Annotated in this window: 20 protein-coding genes; 6 read left to right on the top strand and 14 right to left on the bottom strand. The window is 68.6% G+C overall.

All coding sequences use genetic code 11. The features are described 5' to 3' along the window. Window positions 1–8: 8 nt before the first annotated feature. Genes SH591_RS14615 through fliE form a run of 7 tightly spaced genes read right to left on the bottom strand, consistent with a single transcriptional unit; the run spans window position 9 to window position 6,600 of the window. The gene (locus tag SH591_RS14615; RefSeq protein ID WP_324749720.1) at window positions 9–1,172 is read right to left on the bottom strand and encodes a flagellar hook-length control protein FliK; all 1,164 of its coding nucleotides are present in this window, start codon (window positions 1,170–1,172) and stop codon (window positions 9–11) included. 3 nt (window positions 1,173–1,175) lie between these two features. Then, window positions 1,176–1,598: a hypothetical protein gene (locus SH591_RS14610; RefSeq protein ID WP_324749719.1), complete on the bottom strand. Its 423-nt coding sequence runs from the start codon at window positions 1,596–1,598 to the stop codon at window positions 1,176–1,178. Then, window positions 1,595–2,917: a FliI/YscN family ATPase gene (locus SH591_RS14605; protein WP_322832959.1), complete on the bottom strand. Its 1,323-nt coding sequence runs from the start codon at window positions 2,915–2,917 to the stop codon at window positions 1,595–1,597. The genes SH591_RS14610 and SH591_RS14605 overlap by 4 nt, the downstream gene beginning before the upstream one ends. Next, window positions 2,914–3,543, bottom strand: coding sequence for a FliH/SctL family protein (locus SH591_RS14600; RefSeq protein ID WP_324749718.1), 630 nt, complete (start codon window positions 3,541–3,543; stop codon window positions 2,914–2,916). Before SH591_RS14600 ends, SH591_RS14605 begins: the two co-directional genes overlap by 4 nt. After that, on the bottom strand, window positions 3,536–4,552 hold the full coding sequence (fliG, locus tag SH591_RS14595) for a flagellar motor switch protein FliG (RefSeq protein WP_322832957.1): 1,017 nt from the start codon (window positions 4,550–4,552) through the stop codon (window positions 3,536–3,538). The genes SH591_RS14600 and fliG overlap by 8 nt, the downstream gene beginning before the upstream one ends. Beyond that, entirely contained in the window at window positions 4,545–6,245 is a 1,701-nt protein-coding gene (fliF, locus tag SH591_RS14590) for a flagellar basal-body MS-ring/collar protein FliF (RefSeq protein WP_324749717.1), read from the bottom strand. The genes fliG and fliF overlap by 8 nt, the downstream gene beginning before the upstream one ends. 1 nt (window position 6,246) lies before the next feature. After that, window positions 6,247–6,600 carry a flagellar hook-basal body complex protein FliE gene (gene fliE / locus SH591_RS14585; RefSeq protein WP_322832955.1) on the bottom strand — a complete coding sequence of 118 codons (354 nt, stop codon included), beginning with the start codon at window positions 6,598–6,600 and terminating at the stop codon, window positions 6,247–6,249. A 263-nt stretch (window positions 6,601–6,863) separates the two neighbouring features. Between fliE and SH591_RS14580 the strand changes: the two genes are divergently transcribed. Then, window positions 6,864–7,673, top strand: coding sequence for a flagellin N-terminal helical domain-containing protein (locus SH591_RS14580; RefSeq protein ID WP_324749716.1), 810 nt, complete (start codon window positions 6,864–6,866; stop codon window positions 7,671–7,673). 1,013 nt (window positions 7,674–8,686) lie between these two features. Here SH591_RS14580 and SH591_RS14575 read toward each other — a convergent pair. From SH591_RS14575 to SH591_RS14545, 7 genes are all read right to left on the bottom strand, one after another. Beyond that, window positions 8,687–9,412 carry a sigma-70 family RNA polymerase sigma factor gene (locus SH591_RS14575; RefSeq protein ID WP_324749715.1) on the bottom strand — a complete coding sequence of 242 codons (726 nt, stop codon included), beginning with the start codon at window positions 9,410–9,412 and terminating at the stop codon, window positions 8,687–8,689. Then, window positions 9,399–10,118 carry a P-loop NTPase gene (locus SH591_RS14570; RefSeq protein ID WP_322832952.1) on the bottom strand — a complete coding sequence of 240 codons (720 nt, stop codon included), beginning with the start codon at window positions 10,116–10,118 and terminating at the stop codon, window positions 9,399–9,401. The genes SH591_RS14575 and SH591_RS14570 overlap by 14 nt, the downstream gene beginning before the upstream one ends. Further along, complete coding sequence (flhA, locus tag SH591_RS14565) at window positions 10,115–12,220, bottom strand: flagellar biosynthesis protein FlhA (protein WP_324749714.1); 2,106 nt, start codon at window positions 12,218–12,220, stop codon at window positions 10,115–10,117. Before flhA ends, SH591_RS14570 begins: the two co-directional genes overlap by 4 nt. Next, on the bottom strand, window positions 12,221–13,006 hold the full coding sequence (locus SH591_RS14560; RefSeq protein WP_324749713.1) for a transglycosylase SLT domain-containing protein: 786 nt from the start codon (window positions 13,004–13,006) through the stop codon (window positions 12,221–12,223). A 62-nt stretch (window positions 13,007–13,068) separates the two neighbouring features. After that, window positions 13,069–13,392 carry a hypothetical protein gene (locus SH591_RS14555; RefSeq protein WP_324749712.1) on the bottom strand — a complete coding sequence of 108 codons (324 nt, stop codon included), beginning with the start codon at window positions 13,390–13,392 and terminating at the stop codon, window positions 13,069–13,071. Continuing rightward, window positions 13,389–13,661 (bottom strand): flagellar biosynthesis anti-sigma factor FlgM, encoded by a 273-nt coding sequence (gene flgM / locus SH591_RS14550; protein ID WP_324749710.1) that lies wholly within the window; start codon window positions 13,659–13,661, stop codon window positions 13,389–13,391. The genes SH591_RS14555 and flgM overlap by 4 nt, the downstream gene beginning before the upstream one ends. 68 nt (window positions 13,662–13,729) lie before the next feature. After that, on the bottom strand, window positions 13,730–14,236 hold the full coding sequence (locus SH591_RS14545) for a flagella basal body P-ring formation protein FlgA (protein ID WP_324749709.1): 507 nt from the start codon (window positions 14,234–14,236) through the stop codon (window positions 13,730–13,732). 185 nt (window positions 14,237–14,421) lie between these two features. Between SH591_RS14545 and flgB the strand changes: the two genes are divergently transcribed. From flgB to SH591_RS14520, 5 genes are read left to right on the top strand one after another with little or no spacing between them, the layout of a single operon-like run. After that, window positions 14,422–14,772 carry a flagellar basal body rod protein FlgB gene (gene flgB, locus SH591_RS14540; protein ID WP_324749708.1) on the top strand — a complete coding sequence of 117 codons (351 nt, stop codon included), beginning with the start codon at window positions 14,422–14,424 and terminating at the stop codon, window positions 14,770–14,772. A gap of 3 nt (window positions 14,773–14,775) precedes the next feature. Continuing rightward, window positions 14,776–15,180, top strand: coding sequence for a flagellar basal body rod protein FlgC (gene flgC / locus SH591_RS14535; RefSeq protein ID WP_322832945.1), 405 nt, complete (start codon window positions 14,776–14,778; stop codon window positions 15,178–15,180). After that, complete coding sequence (locus SH591_RS14530; protein ID WP_322832944.1) at window positions 15,177–15,839, top strand: flagellar hook assembly protein FlgD; 663 nt, start codon at window positions 15,177–15,179, stop codon at window positions 15,837–15,839. Before flgC ends, SH591_RS14530 begins: the two co-directional genes overlap by 4 nt. An 18-nt stretch (window positions 15,840–15,857) precedes the next feature. Continuing rightward, the gene (locus tag SH591_RS14525) at window positions 15,858–17,138 is read left to right on the top strand and encodes a flagellar hook protein FlgE (RefSeq protein WP_324749707.1); all 1,281 of its coding nucleotides are present in this window, start codon (window positions 15,858–15,860) and stop codon (window positions 17,136–17,138) included. A gap of 3 nt (window positions 17,139–17,141) precedes the next feature. Continuing rightward, entirely contained in the window at window positions 17,142–17,885 is a 744-nt protein-coding gene (locus tag SH591_RS14520; protein WP_322832942.1) for a flagellar basal body rod protein FlgF, read from the top strand. Window positions 17,886–17,892: the final 7 nt, after the last annotated feature.

Raw genomic sequence — 17,892 nt, 5'->3', positions numbered from 1 at the left:
TTTCCCCCTTAGGCATAGCGTTCTGCGCCTTGCCGCGCCGAGACCGGCGCAGGCCCTGCATCGGCCAATGATGGTTTAAATCCCGTTAAGTAGTTTTCCTGCAGTGATTCCCGCTGTCCGCGCGGATCCCCGCCTTGCGGCTGGCCGCCGCCGCCGAGATCGACATGCGCTTCGGAAATGCGGACGCCCTGCGCCCGCGCCTCGGCGATGAGCCGCGGCTGCGCATCGGCGATGATCGCGCGCGCCGCCTCGGTGTCCGCTGTCATGCGCACCGACGCGCCGGCCGCACCCTGCGTCATCTCGATGTGCAGGCTGCCCAGATTCTCCGGGTTGAGCTTGAAGCGCAGGCTGCCCTCGCCGCCCGCCGTTCGGGCGATGTCCTTTGCCAGCCGGTCGAGCCATTCGCTTTCCTGGGCAAGGTCGAGCTGCTGCTCGATCACCTGGTCGGCCGGGTTCAGCGTCGCCGGAGCCGAGGCCGAAGCCGGTGCGGCCTCGACCGGCGCGGTCTGCGGAGCGGCGAAGCCCGGCAGGGCCTCGGCGAGCGTCCGCTGGAGAGCGGCCACCAGCGGCAGTTCCGGCGCGGCTTCCACCGTCGCCTCCGGGCTGGCTTCAGCGATCTTCGGCTGATCCTTGCCGGCTGTGCGCGGCAGCAGCAGCTCGGGGCGCAACTGGATCGCCTCGCCCGGCTTGGCAGCAACCATTTCCTGGAGCTGCGGTGCCGTCGCGGCGATGAGCGCCTGCGTCGTCGGCGCCGGCAGGCTGGTCTCGACCGTGAAGTCGACCGAAATGGGCGCCTTCGTCTTTGCTGCGGCAGGAACGGGTTGCGCCTGCACGAGCTGGAGCGTGAGCAAGGGCGGCAGCCCCAGATCCTCCAGCACATTTTCCGGCTGCTCCGCTTCCTCGGGCTCCAGCACCCGCGCCGGGCGCGTCTCGCCGGCCGGAGCTTCGCCGGCGGCGGGCAGAGTCGCCAGCGCCAGCCCGGCCTGGATCAACGTCTCCGGCTCCGCGCCGACGGTGGCCACCTGCAGCGTCGGGACTTCGCCCTCCGCCGTCTCGAGCCCCGCGATCAGTTTGGCGAAGGCGTCGCCCTCGCCCGCACCCTCGGGCACGGCCTTGACGGTCATGTCGAGCATGGAGTCGAGCAGGGAAAAAGTCGGTACGGTCGGCATCATGTCTCAGTCCTGGTCCTGGAGGCGGGCGCGCGGCGCGCGGCCCTGCTGCTGTTTCTTCTCGGCGCGGCGCGCGGCCTCACGGATGGCGCGCTCGGTAGCGCGCTCGGCGCTTTCCTGGTCGCGGTGTGCGGCGATCCGGGCGTCCTTGCAGATTTCGGCGCGGACGCGGGCGGTGCCGATCGAGCGGACGAGTCCTTCCCGCGCGAGGTCGAGGCGCATCGCAATCTCGCCGTGGCTGGCGAGCGAGGAGCCCACCAACGTGCCGGCGCCGGCACCGAAGCCGTCGCGCAGGTCGGCGAGCCGCGCCGCGCTTTCCTCGAGGTCGGCGACCCGGCGCTGCGCCTGTTCGGCGACGGCGGCGGCGAGGCCGTGCTGGATGGTGCGCACGCGCACGATGCGCGCGCGCTGGCGAAGCCGGCTGGTCATGCTGCGAAAGCCTCCATCAGCGCGGCCTGCGAGCTTTCGAAGCCGATCTTCTCGGCCGGGCCCTGCTTGAGGAATTCGAGCAGCTCGGGGCGGCGGGCGATGGCGCTGTCGATCAGCGGATCGCCGCCCGCCGAATAGGCTCCCATCAGGATGAGGTCCTTATTCTCCTCATAAGCCGACCACAGCCGCCGGTAGGCGCTGGCGGCGCGGACATGCTCCGGGCTCGCCACGTCGGGCATGACCCGGCTCAGCGAGCGGCCGATGTCGACGGCGGGATAGACGCCCTGCTCGCCGAGCGAGCGGGAGAGAACGAAATGGCCGTCGACGATGGCGCGCGCGGAATCGACGATCGGATCGTCGGTGTCGTCGCCGTCGGCCAGCACCGTGTAGAGCCCGGTGATCGAGCCGCCGGTGCGGGTGTCGGCGCCCGCGCGTTCGCACAGGCGCGGGATCAGGCCGAGGGCCGAGGGCGGATAGCCTTTGACGGTCGGCGGCTCGCCCAGCGACAGGCCGATCTCGCGCTGCGCATGGGCGACGCGCGTCAGGCTGTCGACCAGCAGCAGCACCTTCTTGCCGCGGGCGCGGAAATATTCGGCGATGGCGGTCGCGCGCATCGCGGCGCGCAGCCGCAGCAAAGGCGCGTGATCGGCAGGGACCGCGACGACGACCGACTTCTCGCGCACGCCGGGCGGAAGCTTTGTCGCGAGGAAATCGCTGACTTCGCGGCTGCGCTCGCCGATCAGGCCGATGACGTTGATATCGGCTTCGGAGCCGGCCAGCATCTGGCCCATCAGGACCGACTTGCCGACGCCCGATCCGGCGATCAGCGCGATGCGTTGCCCGACGCCGGCGGTGAGCAAGGCGTTGACGGCGCGGACGCCGACGTCGAACGGCTCGGTGACGCGGCCGCGATCGAGCGGATTGCCGGCGCGGCCGGCGAGCGGCCAGCGCTCGGCGGTGGCGATCGGGCCGAGGCCGTCCAGCGGCGCGCCGAGCGCATCGACGACGCGGCCGAGCAGCGCCGGACCGACATCGGCGAGGCCGCCGCCATGGTCCGGCTCGACGCGGGCGCCGGCGGCATGCGGCGCGTCGGAATCGAGCGCCATCAGCAGGGTGCGGTTGCCGCGGAAGCCGACCACTTCGGCGCGAGCGGCACGGCCGTCAGCGGCGATGATGCGGGCGCCGGCGCCGATCGGCTGGGCAAAACCGGTGGCCTCGAGCATCAGCCCGTCATAGGCGGCCAGGCGGCCGATGCGGCGCGGCCGGTCCTCGGCGATGTTGAGCGCGCCGAGCATGGACGCGGCCTGCTGCGCGATCATTCGGGCGCCCCCAATTTGGCAAGGGCGGCGCGGAGCCGGTCGAGCCGGACGGCGGGGCCGTCCTCGACCCAGCCGGCGGCGGCCTGGAGGACGATCGCCCCCCGCTCAAGCGACGGATCGGCGACGATCTCGACCGGGATCCGGGCGTCGGCGAGCAAAGGTGCGTCGTCCGGATGGACGAGCAGCTTGGACGGCTCCAGTTCCTCGCCGATCAGCGCCGCGGCCGCTTCGGCGCGGGCGATCAGCAATTGCGGGTCGATCGCCACTTCGCCGACGACCTGGCGAACCAGCCGGTCGACGGTCTCGGCCAGCAAGGCCGCGAGCGCGTTGGTTGGCTCCGGGCGCAGCACCTCGAGCGCCTCGGCAAGGCGGGCGATGGCAGCGCGCTCGTCGGCGCATTCGAGCGTGACGGTGCGGCGGCCTTCGTCGAAGCCCTGGGCGAAGGCCTCGGCGCGGATGGCCGCGGGGTCGATGACCGCCGTCGGACCATCGTCTTCGCCCTCGATTGGGGCCATCCCCGGGCGTTGCGACGCCCAGGGGGTGAAGGTGGCGACGCGGCCCGAACCGGCGAAGGTGCCGATCCAGCAAGCGGATTCCACGGCGTCGGCCATGCGGAAATCAGACATAGTCGCCTCCGCGGCCCGGAAGCATCAATGTCCCATCCTCGGCGAGGCGCCGGGCGACGGCCAACACCTCCTTCTGCGCGTCGAGCACCTCGACGAGGCGCATCGGCCCGCGCTCCTCCATCTCGTCCCGGATCGTGTCGGCGGCGCGCGTCGACATGCAGCCGAAGATGCGCTCCTTGAGCTTGTCGTCGGCGCCCTTCAGCGCGACGACCAGGATGCTGGTGTCGATCGACCGCATCAGCAGGCCGAGATTCTTGTCGTCCATGTCGATCAGATTGTCGAAGACGAACATCTCGTCCTGGATCGTCTGCGCCACATTCTTGTCGAGCTTGGCGATGTTGCGGATGATCCGCTGGTCGCTGCCGGGCACCATATTGTTCATGATCTTGGCGGCTTCCGTGGCGCCGCCGCGCGAGGTGGACGGCGCCGACGAACGGGCCACTTCGCGGACCAGGATGCGCTCCAGATCCTCGAGCGCTTCGGCGGTGACGGAATCGAGCGTGGCGACGCGATAGATGACGTCGCCCTGCATCGCCGCCGGCAGCAGCTCCAGCACCTCGGCCGCGATCGGCGCGTCGAGATGCGACAACACCAAGGCGGCGACCTGCGGATGCTCCTGCGCGATCAGGCCCGCGATCGTCTTCGGGTCCATCCAGCGCAGGTCGTCGAGCGCGCGGCTGCGCGTCGCCGGCGTGATCCGGGCAAGGATGTTCTCGGCGCGGTCGGGGCCGAGCGCGCTCTCCATGACGCTGCGGATGCGCCCGGCCGAGCCGAAGCCGATCGACGTCGTCTGGCGGGCGCGCGAGATGAACTGGTCGAACACCTGGTTGACCTGCGGCTCGGTGACGTCCGACACGCTGAACATGGCCGCGCCCAGCTGCTGGACCTCGGCCGGCTCGAGGCGGCCGAGCAGCTCGGAAGCCTCCTCGTCGCTCAACACCATCAGCAGGATGGCAGCGGCATCGACGCCCTTGACCTCGGGCGGCGTTACGGGATCGGCCTCAGCCATTCTTCTCTACTCCTTCGCCGCGGTCGGCACGCAACAGGTCGCGCACGACGATCGCGGCCCGCGCCGGATCCTGGCGCACGAAATTCCGGATGAGGACGGCGCGGGCCTCGTAGCTCGGCGCCGCCTCGATCATGTTCAATGTGACGTCGCTCGACGAGGGCGACACGCGCTCCTGGGCGAGCGCCGCCGCGATCTCGCTGCCGGTGGCGACCGCCGCGGCCTGGCCCTTGGCGGCGGCACGGCGCTTCAGCAGCGGCCTGCCGACCCCGAAGACGAGCAAGGCGACGATGACGAGCGCGGTGAGGTTGCGGGCCAGCATCCCGACCCAGCTCGCATCCCACCAATTTTCGGTCGCTTCCTCGATCGCCACGAAATTGCGGGCGCTGAGCGCCACCGCATCGCCGCGCTGGGCGTCGAAACCGACCGCGCCCTTCACGAGCGCCTCGAGTTCGGCCAGTTCCTGCTTGCTGCGCGGAGCGCCGCTCGCCGGGTTGCGCAACGCGACCGCCACAGTGAGGCGCTTGACGCCGCCGGTGGGCTTGCGCGTCACCGAGACTTCCCGGCCGATGGCGAAGGCGCGCGTATAATTTTCCTGGGTCTTGGTGGCGGCGGGCGCCGGCTCGATCGTCGTGGCGGCGGAGTCGACGACCCCGCCCGGCGCGGCCGCGACCTGGCTCGCCGGGGGCGCCTGGTTCGACAGGGTGCCGGGAATGCCGCCGACCTCGCCATTGCCGCCCTGGGCGGTCCAGGCACGCTCCTCGCGGCTCAGCGTGCTCGCCTCCTGCGGGAAGCCCTCGCGGGTCGCCTGCACTTCGGAGAAATCGACGTCGGCATGGACCTCGGCGGTGAAATTGCCGGCGCCGACGATCGGCGTCAGCAAGGCGTTGAGCGATTGCAGGTAGCGCTCCTCGATCTTGGCCTGGACCGCGACCTGGCGGTCCGAGGCGGCGCCGGCGCCATCGCCGTCGCCGTTCGAAAGCAGCCGGCCATTCTGGTCGACGACCGAGACGCCGTCGGGCGAGAGGCCCGAGACCGAAGAGGCGACGAGATGGACGATCGCCTGCACCTGCGCGTCGCTGAGCGAACGGCCCGCGGCGATGCGCAGCATCACCGAGGCGGCGCGACGGGTGCGGTCGCGCAGGAACACGCTCGGCGCGTCGACGGCGAGATGGACGCGGGCGCTCTCGACCGCGTCGATCGCCTCGATCGTGCGGGCGAGGTCGAGCTCCTTGGCGCCGCGCAGGCGCTCGCCCTCCACCGCGCGGCTGGCGCCGAGCGGCAGCTTGGCGATGAGGTCGTTGCCGTCGCCGGCCGCCTTGGGCAGGCCCTGCGAGGCGAGCAGCATCTTCGCCTGGTAATAATCCGCATCCGACACGGAGAGCGCACCGCTGCTCCGGTCGAGGCTATATTCGATGCCGGCGCCGTTCAGCGCTTCGGCGACCGCGGCCTTGTCCTGGTCGGCGAGGCCGGCGAAGAGGTCGCGGCTCGGCGGCGCGCTGACGGCCATCCAGATCATCGCGGCAAGGCCGAGCAGGCCGATCAGCGCGATCGCGGGCAGGCTGCGGGCGACGGCCGGCTGGGCGGCGATCCCCTTGATCTGGCCGATGAGGGTCGCGACGCCTCCCTGCGGGGCGGCAACGGCCATGGCGCGCGGCGCGGGCATGACCTCGGTGGTGGCGGCAAGCTCGCTCATATCAGACCGGCATGCTCATGATATCCTTGTACGCCATCAGGAGCTTGTTCCTGACCTGGAGCGTCGCCTCGAAGCCGATCGACGCCTGCTGGCGCGACAGCATCACGGCGGCGATGTCGGTGGTTTCGCCGCGCTCATAGGCTTCGGTGACCGCGGAGGACTGGGCCTGGAGCGCGTTCACTTCGGCCAGGGCGCTTTTCATGCTCGCGGTGAAGCCGCCGGTCTTGGCGGTGCCGCCGTCGAGGCCGCCGATTCCGCCCGCCGTGCCTGCGCCGGCGGCGCGCTGCAGCGCGTCGTTCTTCTCGAGGATCGCGGACCGCATCGCGAGCAGGCCGCTGGTGTCGATCTTGGTCATTCTTCAAAACCCCCGCGGCCGGATTCCCAGGATGGCCGGCCGCTTCGGGCAGGAATAAGCAAGGGCTGTGCCAGAAGCCTCCGGATCAAGAGAATGCGCGCATTGCGCTCGTGTGCGTTACGCGCGTGTCAAAGCGCCGGCGCTGCTGGCGTCGAAAAGCCGACGGGCGCAGAAAGTCGATTAAAGGCCCGCCCGGCCCCGCCGTTACTGGTCTCGTGGCAGCGGTGAAATGCACTCTGCCTTTCACGAGCGGGAGTAACCCAATGACTGTTATCAATACCAACACCGCGGCCCTCCGCGCCCAGAACGGCAGCCGCGTCGCCAATCAGAGCCTCTCCGTTGCGATGGAGCGCCTCTCGACCGGCAAGCGCATCAACTCCGCGAAGGACGACGCCGCCGGCCTCGCCATCGCTTCGTCGATGACCTCGTCGATCCGCGGCATGAGCCAGGCGATCCGCAATGCCAATGACGGCATCTCGCTGGCCCAGACCGCCGAAGGCGCGCTTGGCGAAGTCACCAACATGCTGCAGCGCATCCGCGAACTGGCGGTCCAGAGCGCCAGCGGCACCTACTCGGCAGACGACCGCGCCAACCTGCAGGCGGAAGTCGCCGAGCTGACCTCGCAGATCACCGACATCACGACCAAGACCAAGTTCAACGGCGTGACGGTGTTCGGCACGAGCGACGTGACGATTGCGATCCAGACCGGCGCTAGCTCGGGCGATCAGACCAACCTCACTGTCGAAGGCTTCGACCTCTCGAGCGCAGTCGGTTCGGACATCTCGACGGCAGGCGGCGCCGCCACGGCGCTGACCAACGTCGACGCCGGCCTTAAGGCGGTCGCCACGACCCGCGCCTCGCTCGGCGCCGGCCAGAGCCGCCTCGAGTCGACGGTCAACAACCTGACCAGCAACGTCGCCAACCTCAGCGACGCCCGGTCGCGGATCGAGGACGCGGATTTCTCCGCCGAGACGACCAACCTCGCCAAGGCGCAGATCCTGAGCCAGGCCTCGACGGCGATGCTCGCCCAGGCCAACCAGAGCGCCCAGGGCGTCCTAAGCCTGCTGCGCTAAGACCAGCAAGCCTGAAACGACTAGCCCCGGCGAGGTAATCCTCGCCGGGGTCTTTATTTTGGCGACGCGTAAAAAGCATGTCCAATATGGATGCGCTGCGTTTCTCAGAATACCATTCTGATCTTCGGGCACATTTGAACGGCGTACAGCTTTTCACACAGCGTAACCGACGATAAGTCTCTTGAATGTCTCGGGCTCAGAAGCGCCTCGCCTCAATGAAACGAAACCCGCAGGGCGATTGGACCATAGGAGACGTCGAGTTTATTTGCAGGCACTTCGGACTAGATTGCAAACCGCCTTCCAATGGGTCACATTACACGGTGTCACATCCGCGAGTTGAAGGCGTGCTGTCGATCCCCGCGCGGCGGCCCATTAAAGCCCTGTACATCAGTCTTTTGGTAAACCTTGCGGAATGCGTGCAGGAGATGAGATGACTGTTAGGGGCTATAGGGTCGAGGTAGAGCCGCTGGCGGCCCACCTGGGCGGCGGCTACGTCGCTTACGCCCCCGTGCTCAAGGGCTGCGTCTCGGATGGCGAAACCCCCGAAGAGGCGCTCAGGAACGTAGGAGACGCGATCGATTGCTGGCTCGTAGCTGCTCACGATCTGGGCCTGCCAATTCCTAAGCCGGTTCTTGAGAGTAACCCGCCCGTAATGTGCTGACGCGTCCAGCGTTGTTGACGCTCGCCATTATCTTGCGCCTCTTGTGAGGCTTAGGCTGGGCTTAGGCTTAGGCTTAGTCTGCACCCATCCCCTGACAGGTGAGGCGCTTGCCAGAGATGCCGTAAGGGCTTCGTCGGCGCGCTCCGCGTCGCTGGAGCGTGGGCCGAGCGGCCGCAATAGCGACGAGGAATACCTTCGATGCTGTTGGCGGGGATTTCGTCGTGACTATATGCGCCCGGACCGTGAGGCACGACATCATGGCTGCCAAGGTCCGACAGGCGAACTGCCGACAACAGCCCTTACACCGGACCAGCCTTCTTGCGATGAGCTTTTCCGAAGCGTCGGGCGGTGGTCAGCCCCAGTCGGCGAGCATGTGGCGGAGCTTGTCGAGCGCAGCCTTCTTGATCTGACAGACGCGGGCGGCGCCGATATTGAGCGTCAGCCCGATCTCCTCGAGGTTCATCTCTTCGACGAAATAGAGCTGGAGGACGATCGCCTCGCGCTCGGGCAGATCGCGTATGCCGCTGGCGATCGCGGCCTTGAGGCCCTCGCGCTCGAGCGCCTCGTCGGCCCGCTCCTCGATATCGGCGAACCACATCGAATGATCGGAATACATGTCGTCCAGCGAATCGTGATGGACGGCCTGGCTCTGGTCGACCAACTCGCGATAGGCGGCCGCGGCCAGGCCCATCTCTTCCGCCATCTCGGCCTCGGTCGGCGCGCGTCCGAGCCGGCCTTGCAGCCGTTTCTGGATATTGGCCAGCTCGCGGCGGCGCGCCATCGCGGACCGGCACAAGGTCGCATGGCGGCGCAGGTGATCGATCATCGCGCCGCGGATGCGCATCGTCGCATAGGTCGAGAAAGCGTGGCCGCGGTCCTGATAGCCGTTGGCGGCTTCCACGAGGGCGACCATTCCGATCTGGATCAGATCCTCGACCTCGATCGCGGTCGAGACGCGGCCGTGGACGTGCCACGCAATCTTGCGGACGAGCGGCATGTGCGCGCGCGCGATCGCCTCGGGCGTCGCCTCGGCGGGCTTGCGCCGATAGGTCATCGGCGCCGGATCAGTAAGCGCCATGCAGTGCCTCCATCGCAAAGGCCGGACGGGCGGCGAGCGCCGGCGCCAGCGGCCGCTCTGCCAGCCGCGCGGCGATGCGGCGGAAGGCTGAGCTGGCGCGGCTGTTCGGATAGGCGTCGAGGCAGCTCTGCTTGCGGAACACCGCCTGGCGGACCTGCTCGTCGCGCGGCACCGAACCGAGATGGGTCAATTCGATCGCGTTGAAGCGCTGCACGACGCGGTGAAAGCTCTCGAACAGGCGTTGGCCCGCGCGATCGTCGTCGACCATATTGGTGACGATGGAAATCTGCCTGCAATCATAGGCGCAGGACAAGGCCTTCAGATGGGCATAGGCGTCCATGAACGCGGTCGGCTCGTCCGAAAGGACGATCAGGACCCGGTCGGAGGCGTCGAGCACCGCCATCGTCTGGGGTGAAAGCCCCGTTATGGTGTCGACCAGGATTTGGTCGAGCTCACCATTACCTTGCGTGGAGCGGCCGACGATCAGGCCGGACGGGCGATGGCGCATGCTTTCGCCGCCGAACGGGCTCAATCCCAGCATGATGCCGGCGTTCGAGCGCAGCGGATCGGAGTCGACCAGCATCGCGCGCTCGCCCATGCGGGTCAGGGCCACGGCCAGGTTGACGCTGACCACCGTCTTGCCGACGCCGCCCTTACCGCTGGTCACGGCCGTGACGCGGGCGCCGTCTCCACAGAAGAGCTTCATTCCGCGGGCTCCATTTCAAGCATCGGCTGAGCCGCACCACTGCCGACTACGGCGATCACTTCGACAGGCTTTCCATCGGGTATCTCCAGGAACGAAAGGACGGGCACGTCGCGCAGATGCGGTGCGAGCAGCCGCGAGAGCGCGCGCCGTGCGATCGGGGACGTGACGACGGCGAAGCGGCGCGCCTCGCCGAGCAAGGGTTCGGCGACCTCGCCGATCGCCTGCACGATCTTCTGGCCGAGCGCGGGTTCGATCGGATGCGAGGCACCCTGCCCGGCGCGGACCGCCTGGTTGAGCAGGCTTTCGAGGCCGGCGTCGAGGGTCAGCACCGGCAGCGGCATCTTGATCGGCACGATGGTCTGGACGATCAGCGCGCCGATCCGCTGGCGCACCGCCTCCACCAGTTGCACCGGGTCGTTCTCCTCGCGCGCGGAGTCCACCATCGCCTCGGCGATGCGGCGGAAATCCTTGAGCGGCACGCCTTCGGACAGCAAAGCGCGGCACAAAGCGGCGATCGACACGAGCGGCAGCGGCTGCGGCGTCAGCCCGGCGACGAGCTGCGGGGCATTCTCCTTGAGCGCGTCGAGCAACTTCTGCGCCTCGTCCATGCCGAACAGCTCGGCCGCGGCGGACTGGATGATCTGGTTGAGATGGGTCGCGACCACAGTCGAGGGATCGACCACGGTGTAGCCGGCGACGACCGCCTCGGCGCGCTTGGCGGGCGAGATCCACACGGCGTCGAGGCCGAAAGTGGGATCCTGGACCGTGCGTCCCGTAACCTCGCCCAGCAGCAGGCCGGAATCGAGCGCGAGCAGGTCTTCCGGCCAGATCTCGTCCTCGCCATGGATCACGCCGGCGACGGTGATGCGGTAATTGTTGGGGCCGAGGGCAAGCTCGTCGCGGACGCGCACCAAGGGCACGACGAACCCGAGCTCGCGCGACAATTGGCGGCGGATGCCGGTAATGCGCGCCATCAAGGGTGCGCCCTTGCGCTCGTCGACGAGGCCGATCAGCGCGTAGCCGAGCTCCAGGCCGATGACGGCATTGTCGCTGACTTCGTCCCAGCCGATCGCGCTCGGCGAAGGCGGGGGAAGGAGATCGAGAGCGGGCTGGGCCGCCCTCACCTTCTCGGCTTCGCGCAGCTTCCAGGCGGTAAAGCCGGCGATGGCGGCGGCAGTCAGGATGATGAAGTGCGGCATCCCGGGCAGGATGCCCAGGACGATGAGGATGCCGCAGACCGGGAACCACGCCCGGCTCGAGCCGAACTGGCTGACGATCTGACCCGACAGGTCGAGCGGCGAGGAGACGCGGGTGACGATCGACGCGGCCGCGATCGAGAGCAGCAAGGCCGGCACCGAAGCGACCAGCGCGTCGCCGATCGCGAGCAGGACGTAAACCTCGGCGGCCTCGCTCAGCGACAGGCCGTGGCTCAGCGTGCCGAGCACGAGGCCGCCCAGGATGTTGATCACCAGGATCAGCACGCCGGCAACGGCATCGCCCTTCACGAACTTGGAGGCGCCGTCCATCGAGCCGTAGAAATCGGCTTCGGTCGCGACTTCCTGGCGGCGGGCCTTGGCTTCGTCGGGGGTGAGCAGGCCGGCGTTCAGATCCGCGTCGATCGCCATCTGCTTGCCGGGCATGGCGTCTAGCGTGAAGCGCGCCGACACTTCGGATACGCGGCCCGCGCCCTTGGTGATCACGACCAGGTTGATGATCATCAGGATCGCGAAGACGAAGATGCCGACCGCATAGTCGCCGCCGATCAGGAAATGGCCGAACGCCTCGATGACATGGCCGGCCGCCGCGGTCCCCTCATGGCCGCTCACCAGCACGACGCGGGTCGAGGCGACGTTGAGGGCGAGGCGCAGCAGGGTCGCGAACAGCAGGACGGTGGGGAAGGACGAGAAATCGAGCGGCTTGGCGGCGTTCAGCGCGACCATCAGCACCGCGAGGCTGATCATGATGTTGATGATGAAGCCGACGTCGAGCAGGGTAGCCGGCACCGGCACGACCATCAGCATGACGAGCATCAGGGTGGCCAGCGGAAGGATCGCCCCCTTGCTCGCGCCCACCCAGACCTTGGCGTTGACCTTGTTCAGCATTCAGGCCCCCAGCTCGGCGAGCATCAGATAAGCGAGCCGCGCATATTGCGGTGACGGCAGCTTCTGGACGGGCGCGGTCGCGCCGGTGTTGAGCGAGGCCAGCCGCAGCGGCGTGAATTCCATCTCGCCCGGCCCGCGCATCGGGAGCGGCGCCGCGGATCCGCCGATCTTGGCGGCGAAGCGCTCGCGGATCTCGGCGAAGCTGCGCGCCGATCCGTCCTTGTTGAAGAACACCCAGCGATTGGCGCGCGCAGCCTCCGGCAACGAAGCCGCCGCGGCGGCGTCCGGGTTGGCGTCGTGCGCGCGCAGGAATTTCGAAGCCCCGCCGGCGCCGAGGAAATGGGCGAGATAGAGATCGACCGATTCCACCGGCCGGCCGAGGCTGCCCTCGAGATGGGCCTGGTTGTCGGACGCGAATTCGGCCGCCATCGCGCTCGCCGCCTCGGGCTGGTTGCGCAGGTCGAGGATCGCGCGGCGCGTGGCCGGATCGGCGACCCGGTAGCGCCCGTCGGAGCCGCGGCTGATCGCATCGGCGGCCCAGCCGAGGCCGTGAGCCTCGCCATGCTTCTTGACGGTGCCGAGCCAGGTCTGGTCGATGAACTGGAACAGCCCGGTCGCGCTCGACGTGCGGGCGCGGGCCATCGGGTTCAACCCGCTTTCGACCTTGGCCTGGTTGAAGAGGTAGGAGAAATCGACTCCGGTGCGGGCCGACGCGCGCTGGATCGCCGCGCCGACGCGTCCCTCAGCGCCCTCCAGTCCAGCCGTGAAATTCGTCGTCGGAAACATGACGCCCCCTGTGGTTCAGGAGGGTCTAAGCAACGGCCGTGCCAAATCGAGAAATGGCCCGATCAGGCCGCCGACATCTGGCCCCCGGCCCCGTAGGTCGCGGCGACGGTGCGCCCGCGCGCGGCGGCAAAGGCCTCGATCCGGCGGCGGTTGAGGTCCGTCAGAAAATTGACGCGGACGCGCGCGGCCTCGGCCAGCGCCTTGATATGCGCGGCCTTGCCGGCGACGTCGGGATTGTCGCGCCAGCCACCCTGGGCGCGCACTTCCTCGACCGCGTCGCGGAAGGCGAGAACAGCGCTCTCGATCCGGTCGAGATCGTCCGCGTCGAGCGCGGCGATCAGCGCCTCATGGCACGCCTCGAGGCGGGAGAGCGACGCCGGGATCATGTGTAGGGGTTGAAGTCGAAGGCGATCATGCCCTGCGCGATGCGGTCGGGCTCGATCGGGTAGCGGCCCTCGGCGATCGCCGCGCGGATCGCCGCGACCTTGGCGGCATCGATCGGCGCGCCTTCGGCCGCCATCGCCGCGACCGCGCTGATCGGCGCGCCGACATTGCGCTCGGTGCCGTCGTTGGCGACCTTGGCGGCCGGCGCAGCGCGTTCCAGCCCCACCCGGACCGCGTCGACCCGCCCCTTATTGTCCACACCGTTGATCATCTGTCTTCCTTTCGCCGCGTGCTGGTCCGCCACCTGGCATTCCAACGCAATAACGGCAGCCTGCGGATTTACTTAAATCGGCCGATGATAACCCGGCCCATCGAGTCCACCTGGGCGATCACCGGCGCCGCCTTGGCCTCGGTGCGCACGCGGATGCGATCGCCGGGCGCGCCGTCCTGCTGGGCGATCGCCAGCGTGCTGACGCTGAAGCTCCCCCCATCCGCGACGAGCTCGACCTGGTCGCCCTTGCGGATCACCGGCTCGGCTTTCTCCGCGGCCGCGGCCATCGCCGCCGCCGGCCGGAACAGCGGCACGTGGATGCGCCAGCCGAGCGGCTCGCACTGGACCAAGGCCGAGGCCGGCGTCGGCATCGCCAGCGCAGGCGCGGCCGGGCAGGCGGCAAGCTTCAGCCGGCGATCGATCGGCCGCGCCGGTCCCCCCGGCTGTCCGATCCCCGCGCCAAGCGTCGCCGTGATCCGCGCCTCGAGCAAATCGAGGTCTTCGAACTGCGGCGCGGCGAGCGCCGGAGCGGCGATAAGCGCGCCCAGCACGGCCATGCGTCGGAAATACGTCATCTCGAATGGCTCCCATGGTTCGGAAAGCCATCAAAGCAACAGGCGTGCCAAACGCACATGCCCCCGCAACGCTAGGCAGAACCGCGATTCCGCCCGCTTGGCACGCCCTTTGCACAATCACCCGGACGAAGGCCCGAGCTGTCGGATTAACGACGGCGGAGGCGGAAACTTTAGGGGATTGGCACATGGCCGGAGATCAGCTGTTCGGAGTCCACGGCGCGGCGCTCGCGCTGCGCTCGCAGCGTCTGTCGATGCTCGCCTCCAACATCGCGAACGCGGCGACGCCCGGCTACAAGGCCCGCGACATCGATTTCAACGCCGCGCTCGATCAGGCCAGCAAGGGCCAGAGCGTTGCCGCCGCGGCCGAAAATGCGGTCGCCTATCGCGTGCCGGTGACGCCCTCGCTCGACGGCAACACGGTCGAGCTTTCGACCGAGCAGACCCTGTTCGCGGAGAATGCGGTCCAATATCGCACCACCCTCTCCTTCCTCGAGGGCCGTATTGGCACCCTCAAGCGCGCCCTGAAGGGAGAATAAGCCATGTCCGGCCCGATGAACGTCTTCGACATAGCCGGCCGCGCGATGTCCGCGCAGCTCGTGCGGCTCAACACGACGGCGTCGAACCTCGCCAATGCCGGCTCGGTCTCGGCCACCAAGGAAGGCGCCTTCCGCGCCCTGAAGCCCGTGTTCGAGACCGTCACTGACCGCCCCGGCGTCGCCACCGTCAAGGTGGACCGCGTCGTCCAGGCCGAGACCGAGCCGACCAAGCGCCACGCCCCCGGCCATCCGCTCGCCGACAAGGACGGCTATGTCTGGGAAGCCGGCGTCGACGGCGCTGCCGAGCTCGTCGAGATGATCGAGACCGCGCGCCAGTATCAGAACAACGTCCAGGTCCTCCAGACCGCCAAGACGCTCACCCTCGACACATTGAGGATCGGTCAATGACGACGATCACCGACACCAACGCGGCCGGCTTCGGCGGGGTCGCGATGGCCACCAAGCCCGCGGGCGCGATGGACCAGAACGATTTCCTGCGGCTGATGACGACACAGCTCACCACCCAGGACCCGTTCAACCCGGTCGACAATACCGAGATGGTCGCCCAGATGGCGCAATTCTCGCAGGTCGCCGGCATTTCCGAGATGAACCAGAGCCTCAAGGCGCTGGTCGAGGCGATGGCCCCGGGCCGCCTGACCGACGCCGCGAGCTGGATCGGCCGCACCGTGCTGGTCGCATCCGAGACGGCGATGCCGCTCAAGGACGGCAGCTATTCGGCCGAGATCGCCTTGCCCAAGGATGCCGACGAGGTCTCGGTGAGCTTCGTCGACGCCAATGGCGCGGTCGTCCACAGCCGCAATTTCAGCGGCCAGAAAGCGGGCACCCTGCCCGTCGCCTGGGACGGCAGGAACGAAGCGGGCGAGACGGTCGCGACCGGCCCCCTGAAGATCGTCGTCACGGCCAGCGCCGGCGGCGAGGCGATCCAGCCCGCCACCGCGAGCTGGACGCAGGTCAACGGCATCCAGTCGCCCGCCAATGGCGGCTCCACCAAGCTTCTCACGGGCCTCGGCGCCCTCACCCCCGACGCGGCGCTCCGCCTCGCCTGATCCAGCAGGAGACTTTTCATGTCCTTCTACACTTCCCTTTCCGGCCTCAAGGGCGCCCAGACCGAGCTCGGGACGGTCTCGAACAACATCGCCAACGTCGGCTCCTACGGCTTCAAGAAGAGCCGGACCGAGTTCGGCGACATCATCTCCTCGTCGCGCACCACGCCGGGCAACGGCACGCGCCTCAAGAGCATCGAGCAGCAGTTCAGCCAGGGCGGCTTCGAAGCCTCCTCGCGCGAGCTCGACCTCGCCATCGCCGGCGCCGGCTTCTTCGTCACCCGCGACGCGCTCGCCGGCGGCAACACCACCTTCACCCGCAACGGCAAGTTCGGCCTCGACGCCAGCCGCTACCTGATCGACAGCAACGGCGGCTACGTCCAGGGCCTGCCGGTCGATCCGGAGGGCAACGTCACCGCGAGCGGCCTCACCGCCACGACCAGCATCCAGGTCCCGCAGACATCGGGCACGCCGCGCGCGACCAGCCTGGTCAATCTCGATCTGTCGCTGCCGCAGAACGCCGATCTTCCGGCGAGCCGGCCGATGTACAGCGCCGCCAACCCCTATGTCTTCGACCGGCTGGACCCGAACAGCTACAACCATTCGGTCCAGACCACCGTCTACGACACGGCCGGCAAGGCGATCCCGGCGACCATGTATTTCGTCCGCACCGGCAACGGCGCGCCGAGCACGTGGGAATCGCATCTGTTCGTCGGCAATGACGAAGTCAGCGCGGATCCTGCCGCCGCGACGCAGCCGGCGCCGCTGCAGATGAGCTTCGACGCCGCCGGCGCCCGCACCGCTCCCGCCGGCACCGTCGCCTACGACACCGTCTTCCCGGCCGGCGCTTCCTCCGTGCTCAATCTGACGCTGGATCTCGGCGCCACCAATCAGGGCCCGGGGCCGTTCACCCAGCGCCTGGTCGATCAGGACGGCATCACCGTCGGCACGCTCAACGACGTGTCGATCGGTGAAGACGGCCTCGTCACCGCCACCTTCTCCAACGGCGAGACCCAGGCGATCGCCAAGCTCGCCCTCGCCAATTTCTCGAACCCGGCTGGCCTCAAGCAGCGCGGCGACGCGCGCTGGTCGGTGACCGGCGAGAGCGGCGCCGCCGATGTCGGCACGCCCGGCGACGACGGCATGGGCCGCATCCAGTCCGGCGCGCTCGAACGCGCCAATGTCGACATCACCGAGGAGCTGGTCGCCCTGATCGCTGCCCAGCGCAATTTCCAGGCCAACGCCAAGGCGATCGAGACCGGCAACGCCATGACCCAGGCGGTCATGAACATGCGGAGCTGATAAATGGACCGGCTCGTCCATACTTCGCTGTCGGCGCTCCGGGGGGCAATGGCTCGCCAGACGGCGACGGCGAACAACCTCGCTAACGCCAATACGGTCGGCTTCCGGGCGGAGATCGCCTCGGCCAGCACTTTGTGGCTGCGCGGCCAGACCCTCGAGTCGCGTGCGCTTGCCTCCGAAGAGGTCCGCGCCGCCGACATGAAGCCCGGCACGATCAGCGAGACCGGCCGCGACCTCGACATCGCCCTCTCCGGCGATGTCCTGCTCGCGGTGCAGGGACCCGAGGGGGACGAAGCCTATACGCGCCGCGGCGATCTGCAGCGTACCGAGAGCGGGTTGCTGACGACCGGCGACGGCCGCCCGGTGATGGGCCAGTCCGGCCCGATCACCTTGCCGCCCGCGGATTCGCTGAAGATCGACGAGTCCGGCCGGATCTGGATCGTTCCGCCCGGCGGCGATCCGAACCTGCCGCAGGAGGTTGACCAGCTCCGCCTGGGCTCGCCCGTCGGCTCGCGCATCGTCAAGCATGTCGATGGCCTGTTCCGGGTCGAAGGCGGCGGCGCCCTGCCGGTCGATGCGGCCGCCAGGGTCCGCTCCGGCAGCCTCGAAGGGTCGAACGTCGATCCCACCAAGGCGCTGGTCGACATGATCGAGGCCAGCCGCGCCTGGGACACGCAATTGAAGCTCATCTCCACCGCACGCGAGATCGACGGCTCTGCCGCCGATCTGATGCGCCTGCCCGATTAAGGGGAAT

Origin of the sequence: Sphingomonas sp. LY54, from assembly GCF_035594035.1 — a bacterium.
In the GTDB taxonomy this organism is placed as follows: Bacteria; Pseudomonadota; Alphaproteobacteria; order Sphingomonadales; family Sphingomonadaceae; genus Allosphingosinicella.
The sequence above is the reverse complement of the archived record's forward strand: the minus strand, read 5'-3'. Positions and strand labels throughout refer to the sequence as shown.

Bases quoted from the DNA above. Each gene is read 5' to 3' on its own strand.
- SH591_RS14610 (WP_324749719.1), bottom strand. From the start codon at position 1,598: ATGACCAGCCGGCTTCGCCAGCGCGCGCGCATCGTGCGCGTGCGCACC.
- SH591_RS14570 (WP_322832952.1), bottom strand. From the start codon at position 10,118: ATGAAGCTCTTCTGTGGAGACGGCGCCCGCGTCACGGCCGTGACCAGC.
- SH591_RS14525 (WP_324749707.1), top strand. From the start codon at position 15,858: ATGTCCTTCTACACTTCCCTTTCCGGCCTCAAGGGCGCCCAGACCGAG.
- fliE (WP_322832955.1), bottom strand. From the start codon at position 6,600: ATGACCAAGATCGACACCAGCGGCCTGCTCGCGATGCGGTCCGCGATC.
- SH591_RS14615 (WP_324749720.1), bottom strand. From the start codon at position 1,172: ATGATGCCGACCGTACCGACTTTTTCCCTGCTCGACTCCATGCTCGAC.
- SH591_RS14600 (WP_324749718.1), bottom strand. From the start codon at position 3,543: ATGTCTGATTTCCGCATGGCCGACGCCGTGGAATCCGCTTGCTGGATC.
- flgM (WP_324749710.1), bottom strand. From the start codon at position 13,661: ATGATCAACGGTGTGGACAATAAGGGGCGGGTCGACGCGGTCCGGGTG.
- flgC (WP_322832945.1), top strand. From the start codon at position 14,776: ATGTCCGGCCCGATGAACGTCTTCGACATAGCCGGCCGCGCGATGTCC.
- SH591_RS14555 (WP_324749712.1), bottom strand. From the start codon at position 13,392: ATGATCCCGGCGTCGCTCTCCCGCCTCGAGGCGTGCCATGAGGCGCTG.
- flhA (WP_324749714.1), bottom strand. From the start codon at position 12,220: ATGCTGAACAAGGTCAACGCCAAGGTCTGGGTGGGCGCGAGCAAGGGG.
- SH591_RS14580 (WP_324749716.1), top strand. From the start codon at position 6,864: ATGACTGTTATCAATACCAACACCGCGGCCCTCCGCGCCCAGAACGGC.
- flgB (WP_324749708.1), top strand. From the start codon at position 14,422: ATGGCCGGAGATCAGCTGTTCGGAGTCCACGGCGCGGCGCTCGCGCTG.
- SH591_RS14530 (WP_322832944.1), top strand. From the start codon at position 15,177: ATGACGACGATCACCGACACCAACGCGGCCGGCTTCGGCGGGGTCGCG.
- SH591_RS14545 (WP_324749709.1), bottom strand. From the start codon at position 14,236: ATGACGTATTTCCGACGCATGGCCGTGCTGGGCGCGCTTATCGCCGCT.
- SH591_RS14560 (WP_324749713.1), bottom strand. From the start codon at position 13,006: ATGTTTCCGACGACGAATTTCACGGCTGGACTGGAGGGCGCTGAGGGA.
- fliG (WP_322832957.1), bottom strand. From the start codon at position 4,552: ATGGCTGAGGCCGATCCCGTAACGCCGCCCGAGGTCAAGGGCGTCGAT.
- SH591_RS14520 (WP_322832942.1), top strand. From the start codon at position 17,142: ATGGACCGGCTCGTCCATACTTCGCTGTCGGCGCTCCGGGGGGCAATG.
- fliF (WP_324749717.1), bottom strand. From the start codon at position 6,245: ATGAGCGAGCTTGCCGCCACCACCGAGGTCATGCCCGCGCCGCGCGCC.
- SH591_RS14575 (WP_324749715.1), bottom strand. From the start codon at position 9,412: ATGGCGCTTACTGATCCGGCGCCGATGACCTATCGGCGCAAGCCCGCC.
- SH591_RS14605 (WP_322832959.1), bottom strand. From the start codon at position 2,917: ATGATCGCGCAGCAGGCCGCGTCCATGCTCGGCGCGCTCAACATCGCC.